Origin of the sequence: Pseudomonas sp. TH41, from assembly GCF_016650695.1 — a bacterium.
Classification (GTDB): domain Bacteria; phylum Pseudomonadota; class Gammaproteobacteria; order Pseudomonadales; family Pseudomonadaceae; genus Aquipseudomonas.
Genome location: NZ_JAEKFH010000006.1, coordinates 488,639 through 513,007 on the forward strand (window position 1 = coordinate 488,639; position 24,369 = coordinate 513,007).

The window sequence follows — 24,369 nt, forward strand, 5'->3', positions numbered from 1 at the left end:
GATGTCCAGCGACCACTGTGTTTTATCTGCCAGGACCTCTGGCAGAGGTAAATCAGTGGAGCGATTTACCTGCCACCAGACCGCGAACGGCCAGGTTGCCCATCAATGCACGCAGGCCGAACGTCCATGGTGTGGCTTCATTGCTGGTGGTAACGCGGTTGTGCAGAACGCCCAACAGCGGACTGCCGATACTGACGCTATCGCCCTGTTTGTGGGTGAAGCCACTGCCCGGCTCTTCACGATCTTGCGTCGGGGCGAACAGCGTGCCGAGGAACAGCATGAAGCCGTCCGGGTACTGGTGATCACTGCCCACGGTCTGGGCCACCAACTCCAACGGGTCGCGACTGATCTGCTCCATCGAACTGGTTCCGCGCAGAATGAAACCGTCATCACCCACGACGTCGAGGTCGACCACGCAGCGGCGCACATCATCCAGAGAGAAGCCTTCGTCGAACAGGCGAATGAACGGACCGATGGCGCAAGACGCATTGTTGTCCTTGGCCTTGCTCAGCAGTAATGCGCTACGGCCTTCGAAGTCGCGCAGGTTGACGTCGTTGCCCAAGGTAGCGCCGTGTACCTGGCCACGGCTGTTAACCGCCAGTACGATTTCCGGCTCAGGGTTGTTCCATTTGGATTTGGGATGAATACCAATCTCACTGCCACTGCCGACGGAAGCGAGGACCGGAGCCTTGGTGAATATCTCGGCGTCAGGGCCGATGCCCACTTCGAGATATTGCGACCAAAGACCTTGTTCTATCAACACACCCTTTAGCCGGGCCGCTTCGGTCGAGCCGGGTTTGATCGAGCGCAGGTTGTCGCCGATAGCAGCCGTGACAAGGCTGCGTACACTCTCGGCCTTGGCGGCATCACCACCAGCCTGCTCTTCAATTACGCGTTCGATCATGCTGGAGGCAAACGTCACACCGGCGGCCTTGATCACCTGCAGGTCCGCCGGTGGCAGCAGAAAAGCTCTGGCGGGATCGGACTCCGCTCCTGTATTGGCCAACAACTCTTCCACACTGCCGATGTATCGGCCGCGAGCGCTGCGAACGGCCTCAAGCGGTGAGGCGCTTTCCAGCAGATCGCTCAGCGTTGCGAAATCCTGGGACAAATCAAACACACCATCGGCGCGCAGTACCACCGGCGATGGGCCTGCTGTCTCCCCCGGCACCCAGGCACGACCAATCAGGGTGCCTTGCAATCCGTCGATCGGAAGGGTGTTTTCACGCGTTAATTTCAGAGTGGGCATAAGGAGATCCAAGTCAATTCAGTGACGACTGGGTAAAAACTAGTGGACTTGGTTGATAAATCCCAATGACATATTCTCAGCATTTGATATCTTTTCGTTATCGACCAGGTTGAGCACCCTTATGGAAAACGACGAAATTTCATACGCCAGCGTCAGCAAATGGCTCAAGATCAAGCATCTGATGCTGGTCGACACGCTGGCCAAGACCCGCAATATGCATACCACCGCCGAGCTGATGAACCTGACTCAGCCAGCCATCAGCAAGATGCTGCGTGACATCGAGCTGTTGTTCGGTTTTGCCTTGTTTGAACGGCAAACCCGCAACATGGCGTTGACTGAACTAGGCGAGTTCGTTGTCCGCTATGCCCGGATGACGTTGGACGACACACAATCATTCGTCGATCAACTCAATAAACTGCGCAAAGGTGGACATGGCCATTTGAAAGTCGGCGCGATTTTCGCCGCGACCTCAGTCGTGCTGCCCGAAGCCATCACCCGGATCAAGCTGGACCGCCCCCTGCTGTCCATCGAAGTGATAGAGCAAACCAGTAATCAATTGCTGGAAATGCTTGAGCATAAAAAACTCGATTTGATCATTGCCCGCTACACGGACGAACGTTATCAGCAACCGTTCGAATTTCGTGCGCTAGGGCCTGAGCCCTTTTGCCTGGTGGTCAACAGTCGCCATCCCCTTGCGCAGTTAGACGAGGTGGCAATCGAACAACTCAGCGATTGGCCTTGGGTCATGTATCCCTTCAACGCCCCCATCCGTCGCCGGATGGAAAGCGCTTTCACCGAATTCAATATGCGCACGCCTACCAACACGGTCGAAACCATCTCAATGCCAACCTTTCTGCAACTCCTGCAATCGGGACCGATGCTCGCTCTGTTGCCCGAATCCATGGTCCAGTCGCAGGTTCAGAGTGGCTTGCTCAAAGTGCTCAACACGCCGTTCAAAGTCGAGCCTCAGGACTACGGCATCATCACGCGCAAGGATGAACCGCTGAGCGAAGCTGCCCGCGAATTTGCCGATACCTTGCTGGAGTTCGCCAGGCTGCGACGGGAAGCTGGCGACAGATGAGGACGATGTTTCAGTGAATATCGCCGGAACAAATGAGAAAAAGTTATCGATCAATCCAAAGGTCTCATTAGGCAGCACTGTCCGGTGACTCTTATAGTGCAGCAACAAAGGTATGGCGCGGCCCGTTCGCCAGCGACCTCCCACGCTCATAGCCAGAGAGTTTCCGATGGAATTGATTATGAAAACCGGTGCAGCCGCCGTCCTGCGCCTCAATCCTCTGGACGATGTCTTGATCGCCCGCCGGCCGTTGTTGTCGGGTGAAGTACTCGAACAGGAAGGCGTAACCGTGCGCCAACCGGTGCCCGCCGGTCACAAGATTGCCTCACGCCGTGTCGAGGCGGGCCAACCCTTGCGTCGTTATGGGCAGATCATCGGATTTGCGACCGAGGTTATCGAGGCGGGTGATCACGTGCATGTGCACAACCTGACCATGGGCGATTTCGCCCGCGACTATGCCTTCAGCCTCGATGTGAAACCCGACAAGCCCTTGAACGATGAGCCTGTGTTCATGGGTATCGTGCGCCCGGATGGTCGTGTGGCTACGCGAAATTACATCGGTATCCTGACCTCTGTGAATTGCTCGGCCACCGTGGCCCGCGCCATTGCCGACCACTTCCGACGGGACATTAACCCTGGCGCGTTACTGGCGTACCCGGCAGTCGATGGCGTGGTCGCGCTGACCCATTCTGCCGGTTGCGCCATGGACTCCGCAGGCGAAGGCCTGGCGCTGTTGCGCCGAACATTGGCAGGCTACGCAACTCATGCCAACTTCGCCTCGGTGCTGGTGATCGGACTGGGCTGCGAAACCAACCAGATCGAAGGGTTACTCAGCACCCAGGGTCTGAGCAGGAGCAATACACTGCGCACCTTCAGCATTCAGGACAGCGGCGGCACCTCTAAAGCCATTGCCAGCGGCATTGCCCAGGTCAAGGAATTGCTTGAGGAGGCCAACCAGGTCAAGCGCGAACCCGTCAGTGCCAAACACCTGATCATAGGGTTGCAATGTGGCGGCTCGGATGGTTATTCAGGTATCACGGCCAACCCTGCCCTGGGCAATGCAGTGGACCGCCTGGTCGCCTGTGGCGGTACGGCCATCCTTTCCGAAACTCCGGAAATCTATGGTGCCGAACACCTGTTGACCCGCCGAGCGGTCAACCGCGAGGTGGGCGAAAAACTCATCGCACGAATCCATTGGTGGGAGGCGTACTGCGAACGCATGGGCGCAGAACTCAACAACAACCCATCGGCTGGCAACAAGGTCGGTGGGTTGACCACCATCCTTGAAAAGTCACTGGGCGCCGTCGCCAAAGCAGGTTCCAGCAACCTGGTCGATGTTTATGAGTATGCCCAAGTGGTTAGCGCGAAAGGTTTGGTGTTCATGGACACCCCTGGTTACGACCCGGTATCGGCCACAGGTCAGGTGGCTGGTGGCGCCAACCTGATTGCCTTCACCACAGGACGTGGCTCTGCCTATGGGTGTGCTCCCTCTCCGTCGATCAAACTTGCGACCAATACAGCGCTGTGGAACCGCCAGCGCGAGGATATGGACATCAACTGCGGCGAGATCGCTGAAGACACCATGTCCATCGAAGAATGCGGTGAAGCCATCTTCAAGCTCATGCTGCGCATCGCTTCGGGCGAACGCAGCATGAGCGAGCAGCACGGTTACGGTCAGAACGAATTCGTGCCATGGCAGATCGGTGCCGTCACCTGAATTGACGGTGCCTGTTCTCCTTCCTTAATGCCCCGACATCCCCGCAAAGGGGATTCGAACACCCCTTTCTGGAGCCACAATGTTCACGATTATCGGCCATAACTACATCGGCGGTCAGCGCGCCGCTGCCGGCACCATCATCGTCAAAAGTGTTGATGCCAGCACGGGCGAACAACTGCCTTACAGTTTCCACCAGGCCACTTTTGAAGAGGTCGACCGTGCCGCATTGGCGGCCGCTGGTGCCTATCCGGTCTACCGCAGCCTGAGCGCAGCCAAACGTGCCGAGTTCCTCGACGCCATCGCCGACGAACTGGACGCCCTTGGCGATGACTTTGTCGCGCTGGTCTGCCGCGAAACGGCGTTACCCGCCGCACGCATTCAAGGCGAGCGCGGCCGCACCAGCGGCCAGATGCGTTTGTTCGCCAAGGTGCTGCGTCGCGGTGATTTCTATGGGGCGCGCATCGATCAGGCACTGCCTGAGCGCAAACCTCTGCCGCGTCCGGACCTGCGTCAGTACCGCATCGGCCTCGGACCGGTTGCCGTGTTTGGCGCCAGTAACTTTCCCCTGGCATTTTCCACCGCCGGTGGCGACACCGCGTCGGCGCTGGCCGCTGGTTGTCCGGTGGTATTCAAGGCCCACAGCGGCCACATGGCCACCGCCGAACTGGTCGCCGATGCAATCATCCGTGCCGCCGAAAAAACCGGCATGCCGGCCGGTGTGTTCAACATGATCTACGGCGGCGGGGTTGGCGGGGCGTTGGTCAAGCACCCGGCGATTCAGGCGGTCGGCTTTACCGGTTCGCTCAAGGGTGGCCGAGCGTTGTGCGACATGGCAGCAACACGTCCACAGCCAATCCCGGTGTTCGCCGAGATGTCGAGCATCAACCCGGTGATTGTTTTGCCGCAGGCGCTGGACGCTCGGGCAGAAACCGTCGCCCGCGACCTGACGGCGTCGGTGGTTCAGGGCTGCGGTCAGTTCTGCACCAATCCGGGTCTGGTAATCGGCCTTCGTTCGCCGCAGTTCAGCGCATTCGTGCAGCAGGTGGCCGGGCTGATGGGGGATCAACCGGCGCAAACCATGCTCAACGCCGGGACCTTGGGCAGTTACGGCGAAGGTCTGCAAAAACTGCTTGCTCATCCGGGCATCGAGCATCTGGCCGGTAGCCCGCAACAAGGCAATCAGGCCCAGCCGCAACTGTTCAAGGCCGATGTCAGCCTGCTGCTCAATGGCGATGAAGTGTTGCAGGAAGAAGTGTTTGGCCCGACCACGGTGGTCGTCGAAGTGGCCGATCAGGCGCAACTCAGTGCCGCGTTGAACGGCCTGCACGGCCAGTTGACGGCGACCATCATTGGCGAACCGGCGGATTTCGCGCAGTTCGGCGAGCTGACGGCGTTGCTGGAGCAGAAGGTTGGGCGGATCCTGCTCAACGGTTATCCGACCGGTGTGGAAGTCTGCGATTCGATGGTGCATGGCGGGCCGTATCCGGCGACCTCCGATGCGCGCGGCACCTCGGTGGGCACCCTGGCCATCGACCGTTTCCTGCGGCCAGTGTGCTTCCAGAACTTCCCGGATACATTGCTGCCCGATGCCTTGAAAGATGCCAACCCTCTGGGAATCTCACGCCTGGTCAATGGGCAGTCCGTCGGCGTTAGCCAGTAAGATTCCCGGTTCAAACGCGAAGAGCCTGTCATGGGCTCTTCGCTCAATTTCAGACACCCATCAGATAACCGGGTGCTGTTTTCATTCCCGATGCCGGCGTGTGCGTGAATTGCGTTTGATTACGCGACAAATGACTAGCCTTCAACAATTCCCGGGTGTAAGCCGAGCGTGGTGCACTGAACAGCGCGTGTGCGTCGCCCTGTTCTACGATGCGGCCATGCTGCATAACGACTAACCGGTCGGCTAAATCTTCCATCACCGCAAGATCGTGGCCGATGAAAATCAGGGTCAGGTTGCGTCTTCGTTTGATGTCCATAATCAGGTCGAGAATTTGATTGCGTACCGTCGCATCAAGTGCCGACACCGGTTCATCACAGACCAATACCTTGGGCGCCAGCGCCAGAGCCCGAGCAATCACTACGCGTTGTCGTTGGCCACCTGACAGTTGATGGGGGTAGCGCTGCAATATCTCTTTATTCAGGCCGACATCGTTAAGCAAATCGGCACAATACGACGGTAAGTCGCTGATGAGCGCAAGCGTGCCGCGCTGATGAATCTGCACGGCTTCGAGTAACGCCTGCAAGATATTGTGGCGAGGATTGAGGCTGCCAGCGGTGTCCTGAAAAATGTACTGGCAGGTCCGCGCAAACTCTTCGCGAGCGGGCGGATTGGCCGGGTCGATCCGGCACACTTCAATACTGCCTGTGCTGGGCGTGATCAACCCCATGATGGCCTTGGCCAGGGTGCTTTTGCCGGACCCTGACTCTCCGGCGATACCCAGTGTGCTGCCTGCCGGCACTTGCAGATCAATGTCATGCAGCACCCGTTTGCGGTGGCGGCCGTTACCGTAATCGACGCTGACTCCGGCCAGACTCACCGCAGGCAGTGGTAGACCTTCCACGTTGTATTTCTGCCTGCCACCGGACAACCGGCGCCTATGGGCGGTGGTCAGTGTGCGCGTATAGTCATGCTGCGGATCGTTGAGAATCGCCTGGGCCGTGCCTTGCTCCAACAGATCACCATTGCACATCACCGCGACCCGATCGGCCATGGCCAGCGACATGGCAATCATCGCTCGTTGCTGTTGGCCACCCGACAGCTCGAATGGAAACCGTGTGAGTTGACGCGAAAGTTCAGGCAAGCCCACTTCACTCAGCAGCTGTATAGCAAGCTGCTTGCGTTCTTCGCGGCTGAGTTTCTGCTCGACCGGCATCGCTTCGATGATTTGTGCACCGAGGGTCATCAATGGATTGAGTGAAGTCATGGGATCTTGGAAGATGATCGCTATTTCGCGACCCCGAATTTTGCGCTAGCCGTTGGCGTCCATCTGTGCCAGGTCCATATCGCGATAGCGCAGGGCACCAGCAACCTGCGGAGAATCCGGCAACAAACCCAGCGCAGCCAGGGCGGTCAACGACTTGCCGCTGCCGGACTCGCCGATCACCCCCAGGCACTTCGCCGGGATGGATATCGAAGGAAATGTGGTTTACCACCGTTTTGTTGCCGTAACGAATGCTCAGATCACGGATGGACAGCAGGGGCCCGGACATAGCTGATTCCTATTTAATGATTGCGTGCAAGGCGTGGGTCAAGCCACAGGTGGAGGACGGCGGTGGCGATATTGACCAGTACTACAAGCAGTGTGCGGCCCGTGGTGCATTGCAGATGATCGCGGAAAATCGGTTCTCCGACGTTGTGGCAGCGCAAACCCTGCGCTTCTTCAAGGATCATCTTGTTGCCCAGCAAACCATGTCGGCCGGGATGGCAACCAGTTGCTATAGAGGCTGAACTAACGCGGGTGGTGGAAGGAAATACCGCACGGGCGTCAGCAAACCAGGACGCCTCTTTTGCTAGTGCGGTAAGGGTCGGGCTGCTGTCGGGAAGTATTAAGTCTCGACGCAGACTGTCACACATAATGAGGATGCAGCGTTATATATTTTTCATATGAAAAATCATCGCTTTTTAATATTTCAGGTGTGTGACAGTTACTTAATTTAATTTTCTATAAGTTTGTTTCAGCAGAAAAAGCGAAGTCCTTTTTTATTAAGGCTTCGCTCATTATCATTTGCGTTCGGTAAATAATTTAACGCTGATTTTGTGTCGCTTTGTGATGTTGTTAATCGATGTGCTGCACACCATTGAGTGCAAAGTCGAATATATCGAAGTTACGTAGGCGTATTGAAGCTGCAAATTGTCGGTAATGTTCGTTAATCGGATGAGACAGCATGAACGGTACCGACTGCTCGGAATAACCGCCGTGGGAGCGCAGCGGGCGGTCGCCTACGGTCGAGAGATCATGCTCGCTGGTGCAGGAGCCGAGGACGCAGGATTCGCTCGAAATGACCACGATATCAGCCTCGCGATCCTCCGGAAGGCCGAGTTTTACTGCTGCCTGATGGCGATTTAAAGTGTCTTCGATACCCGACAAGCCACTGATGTAATCGATCATCGGCTCGATGTTGGCGGGGTCTTTGGCATACACTCGAACAAATGAGCCCAGTGCGCCATGGTGACGAACAAAGGGGTCAGTGATCGGGCAAATGACGCGCGCACTTGCAGCACCAAATCGCTCTTCCAGTTTGTCTTGCAGGAAGATTACGTTCGGTGTGCCGGCCGTGTTGTTTTTATCTGACATCCCATGATCGGCGATGCAGCCAACAATAGCTCCTTCATCGATAAAGGCTTGTAGGCGATCATCGATGGCTTTAAGGAATTCGTTGGATTCCTTAGTGCCTGGCGCAAACTTGTGCTGAATATAATCGGACAATGACAAGTACAATACTTGTGCCCGTTTTTGCTTTAACAGTGCAAGGCCCGCATCCAGCACGAAGAGAGACAGATCACCGGAGTACATATCGGGTAGCGGACGGCCTACGAGTGCCAGGACGTCATCGATGCCGTGTCCCTCAAGGGTGCAGGTGCCCGCTTTTTCTGAAGAGAAGCAGATGCCCTTCAGGTTGTGGCCGAGTACTTTGCGCAGTTTGTCCTTGGCCGTGACCGCAGCCACTGCAACGCCTGCCTCCGACAGCAGCGCCAGCAACGTCTCGCCTCGCAAAAGGCTGGCGTCAGTCATCATGATTTCCTTGCCGGTCTCCCGGTCCAGGGAATAGTTGCCGGCGATACCGTGTACTTCAGGTGCCGCGCCAGTAACGATCGAGACGTTGTTGGGATTGGTGAATGACGGCATCACACAGTCGGCCGTGCTGGCAAAGCCATGGGTATGAAAATGAGCAATGGTCGGGCAAACGCCATCGGCGATGCCTTGTGTGATGTATTCCGGGTCGCAGCCATCGATGCAGACAACCACCACCGGTTGGGTCGGAATGGCGTACTGGCGTTGGTGCAGCGTTATCGAGTTGTTCATAGATGACTCAGCAGGCTTCACGAGGGGGGTAGTGCTGAGTACCTTACTGTGCCAATAAGGATCATGCCGTGCTGCTTTTACACCTGTGTGTGAGTTATATTCACAGGTGTGCGCTATGACTTAGGAACCTCCATGACCCGAATTCCGCCATTGCCTGCCCTCAAGGCCTTTCTCGCTGCCTGCCGTGCAGGTAGCTATAGCGCCGCAGCCGAAGAATTGAATGTCACTCATGGCGCAGTCAGTCGGCAAATTCAGACCCTTGAAGACTGGCTGGGGCAGAAACTGTTCGAGCGCGCAGGGCAGCGCATGGCGCCCACTTCCCATGCGCTGGCCTTCGCGCTGGAGGTGAGTGAAGCGTTCGAGCGAATCAACGACGCGGCGCAACGCTACGGTAAAGGCAGCGCCAGTATGTTGCTGCGCGTCAGCGCTCCCGCGACCTTTGCCATGCGCTGGCTGATCCCGCGCTTGAATGACTTCCACGAACGCCACCCCGGTATGTTGATTCAAGTGCAAACCGCCACCACCCAGCAAATCTCTCTGGCGGGCAGCTTTGACCTGGCGATTCGTCGTGGCTCGCCACAAACTGACCATTTCAGCGCCCAGGCCTTCCTGGATGAATGGCTTACAGTGGTAGCGGCTCCAAGCTTGCTAGCACGTGTACCTCTAAATTCACTGCCGGATTTGCGTGAGCATCTGCTGCTGGAGACCGAAACGCGACCTGGGGATTGGCAGCAGTGGTTGAACTCGGCAGGTTCAACCGAACACGGCTCTTCCGAGCGTCAGCGTTTCGATCACTTCTATGTGACTTACACCGCGCTGATTGATGGTCTTGGCCTGGGTATTGGCCCCATGCCCACGCTTGAACATGACGTCAATGTCGGTCGGTTGGTGTTGCCGTTTCCCGACATCCGCACACCCAGCCGTCGGTATTACAGCTTGACCCCAGCCGGCGTGCCCAAGACGGTGATTCATCGAAAGTTCGAGACCTGGTTGCTGGAACAGGGGAACATCGAAGGCGTTAAGTGAGTTGCCCTTGCGAGTGCAGGGAAGGTATAGCGGACTGGCTGAAGGTGATTGCATGAATCGCAGCCGTTAGCCAATCCGCCGTCCCGTCGTCAGTACCCGGCAGCCGCTCCATTTCCCCTCGGGTCAAATGCACCTTCAAATGATCCGTTTACCAGCCGAACCGCCGCACCCGCGTGGCCCATGGTTTCAGAGAACGGACCCAATACTTCAATTTCGTGCCCTCGGCCCCTGAGTACATTCAGTACCTTGTCGTCGAAGCGTGACTCCATTTTCAGCGTGTCGGAACTTTCACCCCACGTGCGCCCCAGCAACCAGCGCGGCGCCGTCACGGCTTGCTGCAACGGCTGACCGAATATGGCATATCGACTGAACACGGCGGCCTGCGTCTGCGGTTGGCCGTCGCCGCCCATGGTGCCGTAAACCAAAGTGCGTCCATCCTTCAGGCGTGCCGCAGCAGGGTTGAGGGTATGGAAAGGTTTTTTCCCCGGTTTCAGGCTCAAGAGGTGTTGCGGATCCAGGCTGAACGAGGCTCCGCGGTTCTGCCAGTTCAGGCCCGATTCCGGCAGCACGATACCGCTGCCGAACTCGTGATAGATGCTCTGGATGAACGACACCGCCAGCCCGTCGTTATCGATTACACCCATCCAGATGGTATCGCCGGGGCCTTTGCCTTCGCCCCAGGGTGCGGCTTTTTTCGGGTTGATTTGTGCCGCGAATGCTTGCAGATAGGCTGGACTGAGGCAGCTTTGCGGGTTGATCGTCATGTGTTCAGGGTCGGTGATATGGGCGTCGCGTACAGCAAACGCCAATTTGGTGGCTTCGACCAGGGTATGGACATGGTCGGCCCCGTCCGCAGCGAAGTCATTCAGACCGGCATGGTCGGCAATGCCCAGGATCAATTGCGATACCAGCCCTTGGCTGGGCGGTGTCAGGTTGTAGACGGTGCCGGCGCTGTGAGCCAACTCCAGGGGGACCACGCGCTGGGCACGGTAGTTGGCCAGGTCCTCGCGAGTGACCGGTGAACCCACTGCGTTCAGGTCACGGGCAATGGAGTCGCCCAGCGCCCCTCGGTAGAAGCTGTCCAGGCCTGTTTCGGCCAGGGTGCGCAAAGTGACTGCCAGGCGCGGCTGTTTGAACAGGCTGCCGGCTTCAGGCGCGGTGCCGTCATGCAGAAAGGTTTCGGCAAATCCCGGGATGCCTCTCAGTTCGGCTTGTTTGCTGGAAGTGGCCAGGTGCTGAGACGGGGTGGTGGGAATCCCGGCGCTGGCATAGTGGATGGCATCCTCCAGCAGGCGTGGCAATGGGGTTTGTCCACCCAACTCAGTCGCAATGGCCAGTGCTTCCTGCCAGCCGCCAACGGTGCCCGCGACAGTGAGTGCCGCGTCGGCACCGCGTGTCGGGATCTTGCTCATACCATCATAGCGGGCGAGGGTCGCCAGGCTGCCGGCTGGGCCGCTGGCGTCGATCGCGAGTGGCGCGCCTTGCGCGGGTACGATCAGCCAGAAACCGTCTCCCCCCAGGCTGTTCATGTGCGGGTAGACCACGGCGATCGTGGCAGCCGCGGCGACCATGGCTTCGATGGCGTTGCCACCTTCGCGCAATACAGCCAAGGCTGATTGTGCCGCCAGACTATGGGGGGCTACGGCAATGCCGCGTGCAGCAAGTGTAGTGTTCAACATATGATTTTCCTTGTTATCAAGATTTCAGCGAGTGCTTGGCGATCCAATTGGCACGCATTCGTTTGAGCACGAAAAAGGCGAGTAGGGCAGTAGTGATGTCGAAACTGATGGCAACGGCGAACACCGGGTACCAGCTATCGGTACTTTGGTGCAGCAGCGCGGCGACCGGGCCACCAAAAATCGAACCGATCCCTTGTGCCATGTACAGGAACCCATAGTTGGTTGTGGCGTGACGAGTGCCGAACGTGTCGGTCAGAGTCGAAGGGAACAGCGAAAATATTTCGCCCCAGCCCAGGAATACGACGCCAGAGAGCAGGACGAACAGCACCGGGTTATCGCTGGTCAGCAGCCACAGGGTCATGGCGATACCTTCGAAAAGAAACGCGAAAGCCATGGTGTTCTCGCGGCCATAGCGATCGGAGATCCAGCCGAACAACGGGCGTGTCAGGCCATTGCAGACGCGGTCGATGGTCAAGGCCAGTGGCAAGGCGGCCATGCCCAGGACCATCACGGTGGTCATTCCGAAGTCCTTGGCGAAACTGGCCATTTGCGAAGTGACCATCAGGCCTGACGTCGACATCATTGTGAACATGGCGAACATTAGCCAAAACACTGGAGTCTTGAGTACTTCTCGCGGCGGCACATCGACCACGGTTTGTTTCATTTCCGGCAGAGAATCAATGCTCTGCGATGTCGGGGGCTGGCGCAGAAAGCGCGATGCCACAAACCCCACAACGCCCAGCGCCAGACCGAAGGTCAGCATTGTGGCTTCCATGCCGACATTTTGCAGACTGTTGCTAATAGGGAAGGTGGTGATCATCGCTCCCATGCCATACCCGGCAGCCACTGCGCCGGCGGCGAGACCGCGGCGATCCGGGAACCAGCGCACCATCAGGCCGACGATCCCGACATAAACGATCCCGGTACCCAGGCCGCCGACCACGCCGTAGCTCAGGTAAAGCATGCTCAGCGACGAGGCTTGGCTGGCCAGTACCCAGCTCAGTCCGGATAGTGCACAGCCAAAGCCCACTAGCGTGCGAATGCCAAAGCGATCGACCAAGTAACCTTGTACAGGCGAAAAGAAGGTTTGCAGGATAATCAATAATGAAAAGGTTATTTGAACCTGTGCCAGCGAAACACCCAGTTTCGCGGTCAGCGGGCCGGTGAAAAGCGTCCAGACATATTGCGGGCTGGATATCGCCATCATACAAATAATGCCAACCACGAGTTGATACCCGCGTGCGCTGAATGGCTTAACCTGGGCGCTCTCTACTAATATCTGTTCTCTGCTCATAAGGGGTGCTCGCAACTACGTTAATATCACGATGATAGAGAGCAAGTGGCGTGCCAGAAATTATGATTTGTTGCGGCGTATAAGAAAACTGTTAAATTAATGTGGTGTTTAGTTATAAACAGGCACGGCTTATTCTTTTCGTAGAGGTTCGAAAAAATAGAAAGTAACTATATGATTTAATAAAATCATTTATTAATGATCCTAGAATTGCACGGCGATATGATGGGCGTCTATCGCTAGGAGGTCGTTGTCTGTCGCTAAACGGACAAGAGAGAAAATATGATTTTCTGTCGAATTTTTTTAAGCTGGCTGGTGGTGCGAAGTGTTTTGTCTTGCACCATTTTGGTACTTTTTGTTCGAGTCTCAGAGGAGTAGGGGAATATACGCAAGACCTGCGCGGATTACACAGGAAGGCGAATCCTGGAGAATGCACCAGGGATATGCGCGCTTTTTGGCCTCTTAGGGATTTGGTTATATAGCTTTGGCTTATTAAACCTGCTTCTATTGATACTCGGAATCGCACGTTGAATAGAATCAGCGCACCGGCGATCAATTGGCAGTCTGATGAGCGCGGCGAAATTGTCCCGGTGCGAGACCGTGCTCCTTGCGGAAACAACGCGAAAAATAAGCTTCATCGGCAAACCCACAACCGTGTGCTATTTGGCCTATCGGCTGTTGGCTGTTAAGTAGCAAGGTGCGGGCTAACTGCATCCTTCGGTCGAGAACTAGTTGCGAGAATGGTTTTCCGGTCTCCTTGCGCAATAAATGCGTGAGATAGTTTGGGGATAGAAATGCCGCAGCAGCAGCCTCCTTCAAACCAAGTGATGGATCGTGTATATGGTTACGGATGTAGGTTCGCACTCGATTAACAGCATCCTTTCGACCTCGATGGGTAGCATTGCTGGCAACAAGGGCTTGAAGCGGCTCGGAGAAGTGTTGGCATACAAGGCCAACGATCTGGAATAAATAACCTTTGAGTCTTTCTCGTACTCCAAACTCTCTGTTTAGATCTAATACCCGCATGTGCTCCAACAAGGTTCTCACTTCATCGAATGCACCATCCTCAAGTATGAAGTCGATATGTTCCTGAAACCGAAACGGCGAAAGCTCGGGAGCATGCCCAATGGGTATGTCTTCCAAATCTAAAGGATCACACTTCAATTGAGGCAGGAAAAACTCCTGGCTGAAGTTGATGAGAACGAAATCGCCGTCGTCAGGGTGAGGTATCAGATGAAGACGATGCGGGAGGATGAAAGCCATCGCTTTCCTGGGAAAGGGACGTACCGCTCCGCCGATATGTTGCACGGTGTCACCACCCAGATTGATCTGGATCTGGAAATATTCGTGCCGATGCGGGCTGGTCAGTGCGGCTCGCCCCCGCTTGTCACGGATGTAAAAGTCGTGCCGATCGCTGCGTTGCTGCATCCCGTACGTCAGTATGCGTGTGCTTGAAGGCATATGCGCTTCTCTCAATGCATATACCGCACTTTAATCAGCAACGACCGGCACGCCAAGCTCAACGTTTACCGACAGTGAAACTCAGTTCACCGATACCTTCGATACCTGCGTTGACTATATCCCCCAGCTGCAACGCTCCTACGCCTGCCGGCGTTCCGGTGAAGATGAGATCGCCAGCCTTGAGCGCTACGGATTTTGACGCATAGCTGATCACATCACTGACTGCCCAGATTTGATCCGCGAGATCGCCAACTTGCCGCTGCTCGCCATTTACCTTGAGCCATACCTGCCCTTTAGCAGGGTGACCAACTGCGCTCACAGGTTGTAAAGCGGTGCACGGAGCAGACTGGTCGAAGGCCTTGGCCCATTCCCAAGGACGCCCCATCTTTTTCGCCTGAGCTTGAATATCCCGACGGGTCAGATCGACACCAACGCCATATCCCCAGACGTAATCAAGTGCAGCCTCGGGAGATATATCTGCGCCATCCTTGCCGATGGCTACCACCAGCTCGACTTCATGGTGCAAGTCTGCAGTCAGAGGCGGATAGGCGATGGTTCCCTGGGCAGCAACCACAGCATCAGCGGGCTTCATGAAAAAAAACGGAGGCTCACGATCGGGGTCGTGTCCCATTTCCCGGGCGTGTTCACTGTAGTTGCGACCCACACAAAAAACGCGACGGACAGGAAAGCGGGATTCCTCGCCCTGGACAGCGAGTGAAGGGGTTTCGGCTGGGGTAAATACATACTGTGTCATCGTGTCTTCCTCTGTATGAGAGCAAGTCTGAGTCTGACAAAGAGCACTGACGAAAAGTTGGACTTTGCTACGCACATTTTGCACCTCACATTGATAAGGACCTTTTTCTGGGGGGGTCAGGCGAAACGCGTACGCCAGCCGAGGCCAGCTTCGGTTCCATTGAGCGGCCGGTATTCGCAACCGATCCAGCCGTCATATCCCAGTTCAAGCAGGTGATTGAAAACGTAATCCCAGTTGATCTCGCCCAAACCAGGTTCGGAGCGCAGTGGTGGGTCCGCGACCTGAACGTGGGCAATCAATGGCATCAGCTCTTTGAGGCGAGTGGCAATGTCACCTTGGCTAACCTGGCAGTGATAGATGTCGAATAACAGCCCGACATGCTCGCTGCCCACCGTCTGCACAACTGATGCGGATTGCTCCTGTGTCTGGACGATGAAGCCAGGAACATCGCGCTGATTGAGGGCTTCCAATACCAGCTTGATCTTGGCGTCACGGGCTAATTCGGCAGCCCAGGCGACGTGGTCTACATATCGCTTGAAAGCATCGTCACGGTCTTCCCCCTGAGGCAGGATGCCGGCCATCAGGTGTACCATTGGGCAATCCAGCGCGCTGGCATATTCGAAGGCACGCTTGAGGCCTGTACGACTTTGCTCTTCGTATCCTTTCAGGCAGGCAGAGCCTGAAGCAGTAGCGGTGCCAGGGGCGCCCACCGGGGTATTGATCAACACCTGTTTCAGGCCATTGTCATTCAGACGTGAGCGCAACTCAGTTGCCGAGTACTCATACGGCGAAGCGTATTCCACTGCCTCGAAACCAGCCTTGGAAGCGGCTGCAAACCGGTCCAGAAACGGTTGCTCGGTGAACAGCCACTTCAGATTTGCGCAAAACCGCGTCTTATTATTCTGGGTCATGTCGGTACCTCAGGTGCAACGAGACGGATAGGGCGTGTGAGCAACTGACGTTCGTCAGGAGTTTCCGCCCAGGTGTTTCACCGCTTTGGCAAAGAAATCTTTCGAGCCGAAATTGCCAGATTTGAGTGCCAGGGCTACAGGATCGCTGCCGCTGGAGAGGAGGGCAGGCACACCGATATCGATTTCGGCCCCGATCGTCAGAGCCCCTAGTTTTAATGCGCTCACGACAGCTCCCGACGTTTCTCCGCCACCGACTACAATTCGGCGCACGCCATACTGGACGAGCAACCGTGCGGCCTCTCCAAATAGCTCATCCAATGCAGCAGAAACGATTTCCTGGCCATATTTCTGCTGGATGGCCTTGACCTCTTCGGGCTCGCCGGAGGAGTAAACCAGCGGTGATTGCCCAAGGTGTTCGAGTACGAAGCTAACCAGATGAATGGCGTTGATGCTGCCCTCCAGGACATCTTTGACGGTGATCATCAATATTGGATGGTCAAGCCCATGCTGTGCGATCTGTTCAAGTGTCGCCCCGGAGCAACTACCGACCAAAATGGCTTCGCCCCCTTTGACCTGAACATCACCCAGCTCGATTCCGGCCGCTAAGCCTTGGTCGATGAAATTACGTGGGAGTCCACGGGCAATACCTGATCCGCCGGTGAGCAGGGGAGCAGAACGACAGGCCTTGCCGATAACCACCAGGTCTTCGTCTTCGATGGCATCGACCACCGTCAGCCGTTCTCCATTTTTGCGGGAGGCGTCAAACGCAGCTTCGAGCGCATCACTGCCTTGGCGTACCACCTGCCAGGCAATAAAACCGGTAGGGGCCTGGCTTTGAGCTTGAAGCACCCTTCGAATATCCGGATCGGTCATCGGCGTTACCGGATGATTTTGCATGCCCGACTCGCTTAACAACTTGCCATTAACGAACAAATGGCCCTGGTACAGGGTGCGGCCCATGGAAGGAAACGATGGGCAGACGACAACAGCTTCAGCACCTAACTCCAATGCCAAGGCTTCCGCGACCGGACCGATGTTGCCAGCTGGGGTAGAGTCGAAGGTCGAACAGTATTTGAAAAGAATCTGCTGGCAGCCTTGTTCCTTCAGCCAGCGGCAGGCCATCAGAGATTGCTCAATGGCTTGTGCCGCAGGGATAGAGCGGCTTTTCAAAGCCACCACTCCCGCTTCGATATCGTTTGGAGCCGGTTGATCAGGCACTCCAAGAAACTGCGCGGTTTTCAGGCCACCCTGGCCAGGCAGGCCCTTTGCCAAGGTGACTGCAATGTCACTGGCTCCAGTGAAGTCGTCTGCAATTACGCCTAATAACATCGTTGGTCACCCCTGCGCTCGTGAGACATCGACAAGCGTCCGCATACGCTGAACCGCTGCATCAGGCGCTGTCAGCACCGGGACGTTGACCACTGCTCGAACCGCCTCTGCGGCGCGCGAGGTGGAGAAGTGAGCGAGCATAATTGCGTCGCAATCGGCCAATTCCGGTGCACGCTCTGCAATAAGACTGTTATGGGTTTCGATGTCACCCTTGCGCAGCAAGTCGATGGCCTTTTCAACGACGATGGTATGCAGTGTCGCGTCCGATCCGATGCGGGAAACGTATTCGTCGAATTCCGCAGTCATTGTGCTGACGGCGGGAGCGAAGGTTGCCAGCATGCCGATCTTTTTACCTTGCGCGATCGCGGCTTGAAACATCGCTTCGTTTGGTTTTAGAACCGGCACAGGTAACACTTTGGCCATGCGATCAATAGCGGGACCGAATGCGGAGCAGGTTACCAAAACGCCTGCGGCACCCATGTCATACCCGTACCGCCCGAAATCGACGAACCGCTGAATCATCTGTGGAGATAGGTCCGTCTCGAGAGCGCGATCAATGGTCAATCCATCATCCAGCAGGTTAACGATTTCCGCTTCTGGCCAACCACGGGCGAAAGCTTCCTGGATAGGTTGCATAGCCACGGGAGTGGCATGAAGTAGAACAATTCGAGGCGGCATGGGGTGGCCCTTTGTTGTTGGATTGCAGAGCGGCATCCGCATGGATGCAGCTCTTTGACGCTTGCGTCGGTCGTCTTTGAAAGCAATGTAAGCCTTTACAAATTATCACGCCATTTTTTCAGACACGTCAACAGCAAGCTTCCGAGGTCCTTTGAAATGAAGGATTGCCGATGGCAAAACAAAAAATGACGGGGCTTGCGATTGACGGCTATCAATGAACGGCCCTAGCATGTAAGCGCTTTCAAATTGAGTTGTTTTGATGCGACTCAAGGGCCGGCGCCACGCTAGCACTCCGATCCACGGTTAACGCGTTTAACGAGATTTCGTATGAATTCAGACACGACAACAAAAAGCGTAGGCGTGCAATCCGATGCCCCAATCGCCGTCAACGTGCCACGGCCTGTGACTACGACTCCCCACCGATTTCGCGATCTGTTAGCGCTGGATGATTTCGAGCGTCATGCAAAACGACATTTGCCTACGATGGTGTTCCACCATGTTTGCGGTGGCGTAGAAACGGAAACCGCCTTGCGTGGATCGCGAGATGCCTACCTGAAATACCGTTTCGTCCCACGGATGTTCGTCGATGTATCCGGACGCAAACAGGACACATCGTTGTTTGGGCAGACCTTCTCTCATCCATTTGGAGTTGGACCTTTAGGAGGGGCGGCATTTGTAGCCTATCGAGGAGACCTTGTTCTCACGGGTGCGGCCAAAGCGATGAATGTGCCTATGATTCTCAGCGCCTCGTCGCTGATTTCACTGGAGGACGTCATTGCTCGTAACCCGCAAAGCTGGTTCCAGGCTTATCTCCCTGGCGACCGTAAACGCATTGATCCGCTGATTGATCGGGTCGAAAACGCAGGCTACAAAACGTTGGTAATAACCGGCGACCTTCCGGTTCTCGGCAACCGTGAGCACGTGCAACGCAGCGGTTTCAGCATGCCAATCAAGGTTACGCCCAAAGTCATGTGGCAAAGCGCAATGAAGCCGAACTGGTTGTTCGGCACCGTGCTGCGAACTGTCCTGAAGCATGGTATGCCTCATTTCGAGAACACCGAAGCCCAGCGTGGTCCAGCCATGATGTCCAACAACGTCGTGCGCAATACGAATGCTCGTGACCAACTCAACTGGACGCACATTGAAGCCATTCGCAAGCGCTGGAAAGGCAATCTGGTTTTAAAAGGCATCTTGAGTGCCGAGGATGCTCGTATGGCGCGTGATCTCGGTGTTGACGGCATCATCGTCTCGAATCACGGTGGTCGCCAGCTCGATTATGCAGTCGCCCCATTGGATGTATTGGCTGAGATCGCCGAGCACAAGGGCGCCATGAAAGTGATGATCGACAGCGGTATACGCCGGGGCACTGACGTTCTCAAAGCGATGGCGTTGGGTGCGGACTTCGTTTTCCTCGGGCGCTCCTTCCTCTATGCCGCGGCTATCGGAGGAGAGCAGGGTGTGCTGCACGCGATGCGCATCCTCAAAGAAGAGATTGATCGTGACATGGCGTTAGTTGGTGTTCGCAGCGTGTACCAATTGCATCCAGGCTTACTGCGCCGCGTCTCTTGATTACCCCATTTATCCCGAGCAACCGTTGAACAGGTAAAAACGATGAACGAGCAAGAAGCGGTACCAGGCGTACGATTGATGAGCGCGCTCGTCGTTCGCGCGCCATTTGATGCATCTATTTTGCCGGCGTTCGAGGCGAAAGGCGGAGTAGTGGACATCGATTGGGCTCCCACAACTGTGCTGATGGACAATATCGAAAAAGGCGCCCGCGGCGATGCGATCATTGTGACCGTCCCGGCAATGGATGAGCTGGTTCTGCGCGGAATTGTCGATGCTGCCAGTCGTGTGGAGCTGGTGGATTCCCGTATCGGCGTTGCAGTGCGAGCCGGTGCCGAGCATCACGATATTTCTACTGTTGAAGCGTTAGTGCAGACGTTGCTTAACGCCCGCTCAGTCGCGTACTCGCTTGGCGGTGCCAGCGGCATCTACTTTCAGAAGCTCATCAGCCAGCTGGGGATCGCTGACCAGATCAACGCCAAGGCCAGCACCATCGCGCAAGGTTTCACCGCCAGGCAGATCACAGAAGGCAACGCCGACGTGGCGATTCAACAGATCAGTGAGTTGCTGGTCGTCGAGGGGGTCGAAGTCATCGGTCCGCTGCCTGAGGCCGTGCAAAGCACGACTTCGTTTTCCGCTGCGGCATTCATGGGGTGTGAGAACGCTGATGCCGTGGCCGAGCTGTTCGCTCACCTGCGCAGTGACGCCTCCGCGATCGCCTACCGTGAAAAAGGGCTGGAACTACGCTAAGCGTCATTTGCCAGGAACTGACCGACCACCAGAGTTTATCGGTTCTCTGGTGCCGGACCGGTGCTTGCTCGAACCATCAGTTTTGTTTCGATCAACGGCTGAGCATCAAGTGGCTCATTCGTTAATTGGCTTAGCAAATAATCGCCGGCACGCTCACCGATTTGTTCAAGGTTGATGCGCATCGTTGTTAATGGCGGGGTGAGATATGCGGCGTAGTGGAAGTCGTTCAATCCGATGATCGAAAGGTCCTCTGGAATGCGAACCCCTCGTGAGTGAGCGGCTATTTGCGCGCCAAAGGCCAGGATATCGTTACCGCAGATGATGCCCGTCGGCGGCTCTGGCAGGTCGAGCAACTCGAACATTGCCCTGCGACCATCCTCGAGGGTAAACGCGTCCTGGATCAAGTAGTGGTCAGGCAGCTCCAATCCATCTTCTGCAAGCCTGGCGCGGATGGCTTCGATGCGTGTCGTCCACCTGTCGTTCGAAGGGCGCATGCCAATGATGAGCGCAATCTTGCGATGGCCGAATTCGACGAGGTGGCTGGTCATTTCGCGTGCGACCGCGGCATTGTCGAATCCAACGCTTGGGCGATTCGGGTCCAGGGTCCAGCCTTGTACGCAGGGAATACCGCGACTTTCAATGCGCGCCCACATTTTGGGATGGTGGGTGTGACCAACCACCATCAAGGCGTCGACGCCATGCTCCAGCAGCGTGGTCACTTCGCGAAGCTCTATGTCCATGTCGAATTGGGAGTCTGCGAGCAACAGTGTGTAACCGGCTTCATGTACTCGGCGCTGAAAAGCGGCGAGCGGGCGCGAAAAGGTCTCGGCTGCGAGGTTGGGTACAACAGCGCCGATCGTCATGCTGCGGTTGGTCATGAGCGTGCGCGCTGCGCCATTTATGACGAATCCCAATTCGTCGCATGCACGCTCGACGGCTTCGCGCCGGGCGTCACTGACAATGGCAGTGCCATTGAGCACTCGCGATACGGTTGCCGTCGAAACGCCCGCATGGCGAGCGACATCAATCAGACTGACTTTTGGACTGTGATCGGTCTGCACGTAGGTATCTCAGGTTTTAGTTGTGATGATTGTGCATATTTGCCCGCTATCAGCAATGTCGATAACGCTGTATTTGAGATTCGCTAAATCATTGATGATCGTGAATCAGGCTTTTTGTCCACGGATTATATTTTTCTGAGGTAGTCATGAGCAAAGAAAGCAAACTGAGAGAAGAGATTTGCACCGTCGGCAAGAGCTTGTACGAGCGGGGCTATACGGTGGGCAGTGCCGGCAACATCAGCGCGCGGCTGGAGGATGGGTGGTTGATTACACCTACCGATGCGTGCCTGGGACGGCTTGATCCGGCAGCAGTCTCCAAGGTTGCGAGCGATGGGGAATGGGTGTCTGGGGATAAGCCGTCCAAGACGCTTGCGTTGCACCGTCAGGTCTATGATCGAAATCCGGGTGTAGGCGGTGTCGTCCATACACACTCCACTCACCTGGTAGCGTTGACCCTCGCGGGAGTTTTCAGCCCCGAAGGTATCCTGCCCCCGATCACGCCGTACCAAGTGATGAAAGTTGGGCGCATTCCGCTGATTCCATACCGGCGGCCTGGTTCACCGGAGGTGGCTGAGCGTGTCGCTGAGCTGGCGAACAGAGTGCGGGGCGTAATGCTGGAGCGATTGGGGCCAGTCGTCTGGGAAAGCTCGGTGTCGAAGGCGAGCTTCGCGCTTGAGGAGCTGGAGGAAACAGCGCGATTGTGGCTCATGAGTAATCCCAAACCGCCGGCACTCGATGCTACGGCACTGGCCGAGCTTGAGAAGGCTTTTGGAGTCAGTTGGTAATCAAGGGTGGGAGCCGCGATGGTGACATTTAGTCACCATCTTTCGTTCAAAACCAAACGGTGTGACCAGGTTTTTGGGCAACGCTGATTACCTCCTTGTGCTGTATGTACTGATTCGAAAGAAAACCTTTCTTCTGAAAATAGTATCAACCCGTTTTTCTCTGGTGGGATCACCTCCATAGTTCAGTCAGAACTCGTCTGGAACGAGCCAAACCTATAAGAACGACGGATCACGCTGATGAAAAATAAAGGTTTCTCCAAAGGACTTGCCAACTATGGCGATGCTGGCTTTTCCCGCTTCCTGCGCAGCGCTTTCATCAAGGGCGGAGGATACTCCAGCGATGCTCTCTCCCGTCCCGTGATCGGAATCGTAAACACCGGTAGCGCCTATAACCCCTGCCACGGCAACATGACCCAGTTGATCGAAGCGGCCAAACGCGGGATCTTCATGGCGGGTGGTTTGCCGATGGAGTTTCCTACCATTTCCGTGGCGGAAAGCTTCTCCCAGCCGACGAGCATGTACCTGCGAAATTTGATGTCCATGGACACCGAGGAAATGATCCTCGCTCAGCCGATGGACGCCGTCATTCTTATCGGCGGGTGCGACAAAACCGTCCCTGCGCAGATCATGGGAGCTGCTTCGGCAAACGTCCCTGCAATCGAACTGGTCACCGGTGCGATGCTGACCGGATCCCACCAGGGTGAACGGGTGGGTGCCTGCACTGACTGCCGTCGTTACTGGGGCAAGTACCGCGCAGGGGAGATCAACGACGAGCAGATCGATGCAGTCAATGACCGCCTCGTAGCCAGCGTGGGTACATGCGCTGTGATGGGCACGGCCAGCACCATGGCGTGCATTACGGAAGCATTGGGCATTTCCGTACCTGGGTCTGCCTCACCACCCGCGGTGACTTCCGATCGCATGCGGATCGCAGAGTTGACCGGCACATGCGCCGTACGAATGGCCAAGGAAAACCTCACGCCTGACAAGATCCTCACAGGCAAATCCTTCGAAAATGCTTTGCGAGTGCTCCTGGCGATTGGTGGCTCAACCAACGGTATTGTTCACCTGACAGCCATGGCTGGCCGTATGGGCATCGATATCGACCTGGCGCGACTCGACGACATGGGGCGTGACACACCGGTATTGCTCGACCTGAAGCCTTCCGGCCAGCATTACATGGAAGACTTTCACCGCGCAGGCGGAATGGCGACCTTGCTCCGCGAACTCAAACCTTTACTTCACCTCGATGCCATGACTGTAACCGGCAGAACACTGGGTGAAGAGATTGAAAACGCTGCGCCTTCTTTCCCCCAGGACGTCGTGCGCACGATCAACGATCCCATTTATCCGCAAGGTGGTATCGCAGTACTGCGCGGTAATCTGGCTCCCGGTGGCGCGATCATCAAACAGTCGGCGGCCGACGCCCGGTTGATGGAGCACGAGGGCAGGGCAGTTGTATTCGAAGGCCTTGAGGATATGGCGGAACGCATTGACTCAGAGGATCTCGACGTTACCGCCGATGACATCCTTGTGTTGAAAAATATTGGCCCCACCGCAGCTGCGATGCCGGAAGCGGGTTACATCCCTATTCCGAAAAAGCTCGGCAAGCTAGGTGTGAAAGATATTTTGCGAATGTCCGATGGCCGCATGAGCGGCACAGCATTCGGAAGCATCGTATTGCATATCACTCCTGAAGCTGCGATCGGCGGGCCTTTGGCTTACGTCCAGAGTGGGGACCGAATTCGTCTGAGCCTTGCAGAGCGTAGTTTGAAGCTCCTGGTTTCAGACGAAGAGTTGGCTGAGCGTCGACGTCAGAACCCGATGACTCGCCCAACCGCACCTCGTGGTTATAAAAAACTGTTTCTCGACACCATCACTCAAGCAGACCAGGGCGTCGACTTCGACTTCCTGCGAGCGGAGCACTTTACCGACAAGGTACCCAAGCAACGCGATTGATCAACTGTCGGTTCAGGCATCAGACGGCTGCGCTTTGGCGTAGCCGTCCCG

21 protein-coding genes are annotated in these 24,369 nt (G+C 56.2%); 8 read left to right on the forward strand and 13 right to left on the reverse strand.

The window, feature by feature from the left end; all coding sequences use genetic code 11:
* Positions 1 to 52: 52 nt before the first annotated feature.
* A complete protein-coding gene (locus JFU37_RS26135; protein WP_201119922.1) occupies positions 53 to 1,249 on the reverse strand; it encodes a fumarylacetoacetate hydrolase family protein in 1,197 nt (398 codons plus the stop codon).
* Positions 1,250 to 1,370: 121 nt separating this feature from the next.
* Between JFU37_RS26135 and JFU37_RS26140 the strand changes: the two genes are divergently transcribed.
* The 3 genes from JFU37_RS26140 to JFU37_RS26150 all read left to right on the forward strand — a co-directional run bounded on the left by JFU37_RS26140 (position 1,371) and on the right by JFU37_RS26150 (position 5,704).
* Positions 1,371 to 2,330, forward strand: coding sequence for a LysR family transcriptional regulator (locus tag JFU37_RS26140; protein WP_201119923.1), 960 nt, complete (start codon positions 1,371 to 1,373; stop codon positions 2,328 to 2,330).
* Between the two features lie 166 nt (positions 2,331 to 2,496).
* Positions 2,497 to 4,044: a UxaA family hydrolase gene (locus JFU37_RS26145; RefSeq protein WP_201119924.1), complete on the forward strand. Its 1,548-nt coding sequence runs from the start codon at positions 2,497 to 2,499 to the stop codon at positions 4,042 to 4,044.
* 79 nt (positions 4,045 to 4,123) lie between these two features.
* Positions 4,124 to 5,704, forward strand: a complete 1,581-nt coding sequence (locus tag JFU37_RS26150; RefSeq protein WP_201119925.1) for an aldehyde dehydrogenase (NADP(+)) — start codon at positions 4,124 to 4,126, stop codon at positions 5,702 to 5,704.
* 49 nt (positions 5,705 to 5,753) lie between these two features.
* Here JFU37_RS26150 and JFU37_RS31165 read toward each other — a convergent pair whose 3' ends face one another.
* The 4 genes from JFU37_RS31165 to phnA all read right to left on the reverse strand — a co-directional run bounded on the left by JFU37_RS31165 (position 5,754) and on the right by phnA (position 9,068).
* Positions 5,754 to 7,007 carry an ATP-binding cassette domain-containing protein gene (locus JFU37_RS31165; RefSeq protein ID WP_342214994.1) on the reverse strand — a complete coding sequence of 418 codons (1,254 nt, stop codon included), beginning with the start codon at positions 7,005 to 7,007 and terminating at the stop codon, positions 5,754 to 5,756.
* A gap of 6 nt (positions 7,008 to 7,013) precedes the next feature.
* Positions 7,014 to 7,148, reverse strand: coding sequence for a hypothetical protein (locus tag JFU37_RS31075; RefSeq protein ID WP_274609962.1), 135 nt, complete (start codon positions 7,146 to 7,148; stop codon positions 7,014 to 7,016).
* A gap of 119 nt (positions 7,149 to 7,267) precedes the next feature.
* Positions 7,268 to 7,618, reverse strand: coding sequence for an alkaline phosphatase family protein (locus JFU37_RS31380; protein WP_201119927.1), 351 nt, complete (start codon positions 7,616 to 7,618; stop codon positions 7,268 to 7,270).
* Between the two features lie 202 nt (positions 7,619 to 7,820).
* Positions 7,821 to 9,068, reverse strand: a complete 1,248-nt coding sequence (gene phnA, locus JFU37_RS26165) for a phosphonoacetate hydrolase (protein WP_201119928.1) — start codon at positions 9,066 to 9,068, stop codon at positions 7,821 to 7,823.
* Between the two features lie 132 nt (positions 9,069 to 9,200).
* Between phnA and JFU37_RS26170 the strand changes: the two genes are divergently transcribed.
* Entirely contained in the window at positions 9,201 to 10,094 is an 894-nt protein-coding gene (locus JFU37_RS26170; RefSeq protein WP_201119929.1) for a LysR substrate-binding domain-containing protein, read from the forward strand.
* An 89-nt stretch (positions 10,095 to 10,183) separates the two neighbouring features.
* Here the strand turns inward: JFU37_RS26170 and JFU37_RS26175 are convergent, their stop codons facing one another.
* From JFU37_RS26175 to JFU37_RS26205, 7 genes are all read right to left on the reverse strand, one after another.
* Positions 10,184 to 11,773 (reverse strand): gamma-glutamyltransferase family protein, encoded by a 1,590-nt coding sequence (locus JFU37_RS26175; protein WP_201119930.1) that lies wholly within the window; start codon positions 11,771 to 11,773, stop codon positions 10,184 to 10,186.
* A 16-nt stretch (positions 11,774 to 11,789) separates the two neighbouring features.
* On the reverse strand, positions 11,790 to 13,067 hold the full coding sequence (oxlT, locus tag JFU37_RS26180) for an oxalate/formate MFS antiporter (RefSeq protein WP_201119931.1): 1,278 nt from the start codon (positions 13,065 to 13,067) through the stop codon (positions 11,790 to 11,792).
* Between the two features lie 549 nt (positions 13,068 to 13,616).
* Entirely contained in the window at positions 13,617 to 14,525 is a 909-nt protein-coding gene (locus tag JFU37_RS26185; RefSeq protein WP_201119932.1) for a helix-turn-helix transcriptional regulator, read from the reverse strand.
* 58 nt (positions 14,526 to 14,583) lie between these two features.
* Complete coding sequence (locus JFU37_RS26190) at positions 14,584 to 15,279, reverse strand: fumarylacetoacetate hydrolase family protein (RefSeq protein ID WP_201119933.1); 696 nt, start codon at positions 15,277 to 15,279, stop codon at positions 14,584 to 14,586.
* Positions 15,280 to 15,395: 116 nt separating this feature from the next.
* The gene (locus JFU37_RS26195) at positions 15,396 to 16,190 is read right to left on the reverse strand and encodes a hydroxypyruvate isomerase family protein (RefSeq protein WP_201119934.1); all 795 of its coding nucleotides are present in this window, start codon (positions 16,188 to 16,190) and stop codon (positions 15,396 to 15,398) included.
* Positions 16,191 to 16,244: 54 nt separating this feature from the next.
* Positions 16,245 to 17,519: a 3-oxo-tetronate kinase gene (gene otnK / locus JFU37_RS26200; protein ID WP_201119935.1), complete on the reverse strand. Its 1,275-nt coding sequence runs from the start codon at positions 17,517 to 17,519 to the stop codon at positions 16,245 to 16,247.
* A gap of 6 nt (positions 17,520 to 17,525) precedes the next feature.
* Positions 17,526 to 18,239 carry an aspartate/glutamate racemase family protein gene (locus JFU37_RS26205; RefSeq protein ID WP_201119936.1) on the reverse strand — a complete coding sequence of 238 codons (714 nt, stop codon included), beginning with the start codon at positions 18,237 to 18,239 and terminating at the stop codon, positions 17,526 to 17,528.
* Between the two features lie 285 nt (positions 18,240 to 18,524).
* Here JFU37_RS26205 and JFU37_RS26210 point away from each other — a divergent pair, with 285 nt between their 5' ends.
* Together JFU37_RS26210 and JFU37_RS26215 are read left to right on the forward strand one after the other, a co-directional pair.
* Positions 18,525 to 19,766: an alpha-hydroxy acid oxidase gene (locus tag JFU37_RS26210; protein WP_201119937.1), complete on the forward strand. Its 1,242-nt coding sequence runs from the start codon at positions 18,525 to 18,527 to the stop codon at positions 19,764 to 19,766.
* 78 nt (positions 19,767 to 19,844) lie between these two features.
* A complete protein-coding gene (locus tag JFU37_RS26215; protein ID WP_201119938.1) occupies positions 19,845 to 20,513 on the forward strand; it encodes a molybdate ABC transporter substrate-binding protein in 669 nt (222 codons plus the stop codon).
* Between the two features lie 35 nt (positions 20,514 to 20,548).
* Here JFU37_RS26215 and JFU37_RS26220 read toward each other — a convergent pair whose 3' ends face one another.
* The gene (locus tag JFU37_RS26220) at positions 20,549 to 21,574 is read right to left on the reverse strand and encodes a substrate-binding domain-containing protein (protein ID WP_201119939.1); all 1,026 of its coding nucleotides are present in this window, start codon (positions 21,572 to 21,574) and stop codon (positions 20,549 to 20,551) included.
* Between the two features lie 146 nt (positions 21,575 to 21,720).
* Here JFU37_RS26220 and otnC point away from each other — a divergent pair, with 146 nt between their 5' ends.
* Together otnC and JFU37_RS26230 are read left to right on the forward strand one after the other, a co-directional pair.
* Positions 21,721 to 22,359 carry a 3-oxo-tetronate 4-phosphate decarboxylase gene (gene otnC, locus JFU37_RS26225; RefSeq protein WP_201119940.1) on the forward strand — a complete coding sequence of 213 codons (639 nt, stop codon included), beginning with the start codon at positions 21,721 to 21,723 and terminating at the stop codon, positions 22,357 to 22,359.
* Between the two features lie 237 nt (positions 22,360 to 22,596).
* Positions 22,597 to 24,318: an IlvD/Edd family dehydratase gene (locus JFU37_RS26230; protein ID WP_201119941.1), complete on the forward strand. Its 1,722-nt coding sequence runs from the start codon at positions 22,597 to 22,599 to the stop codon at positions 24,316 to 24,318.
* The last annotated feature ends 51 nt before the right edge of the window (positions 24,319 to 24,369 follow it).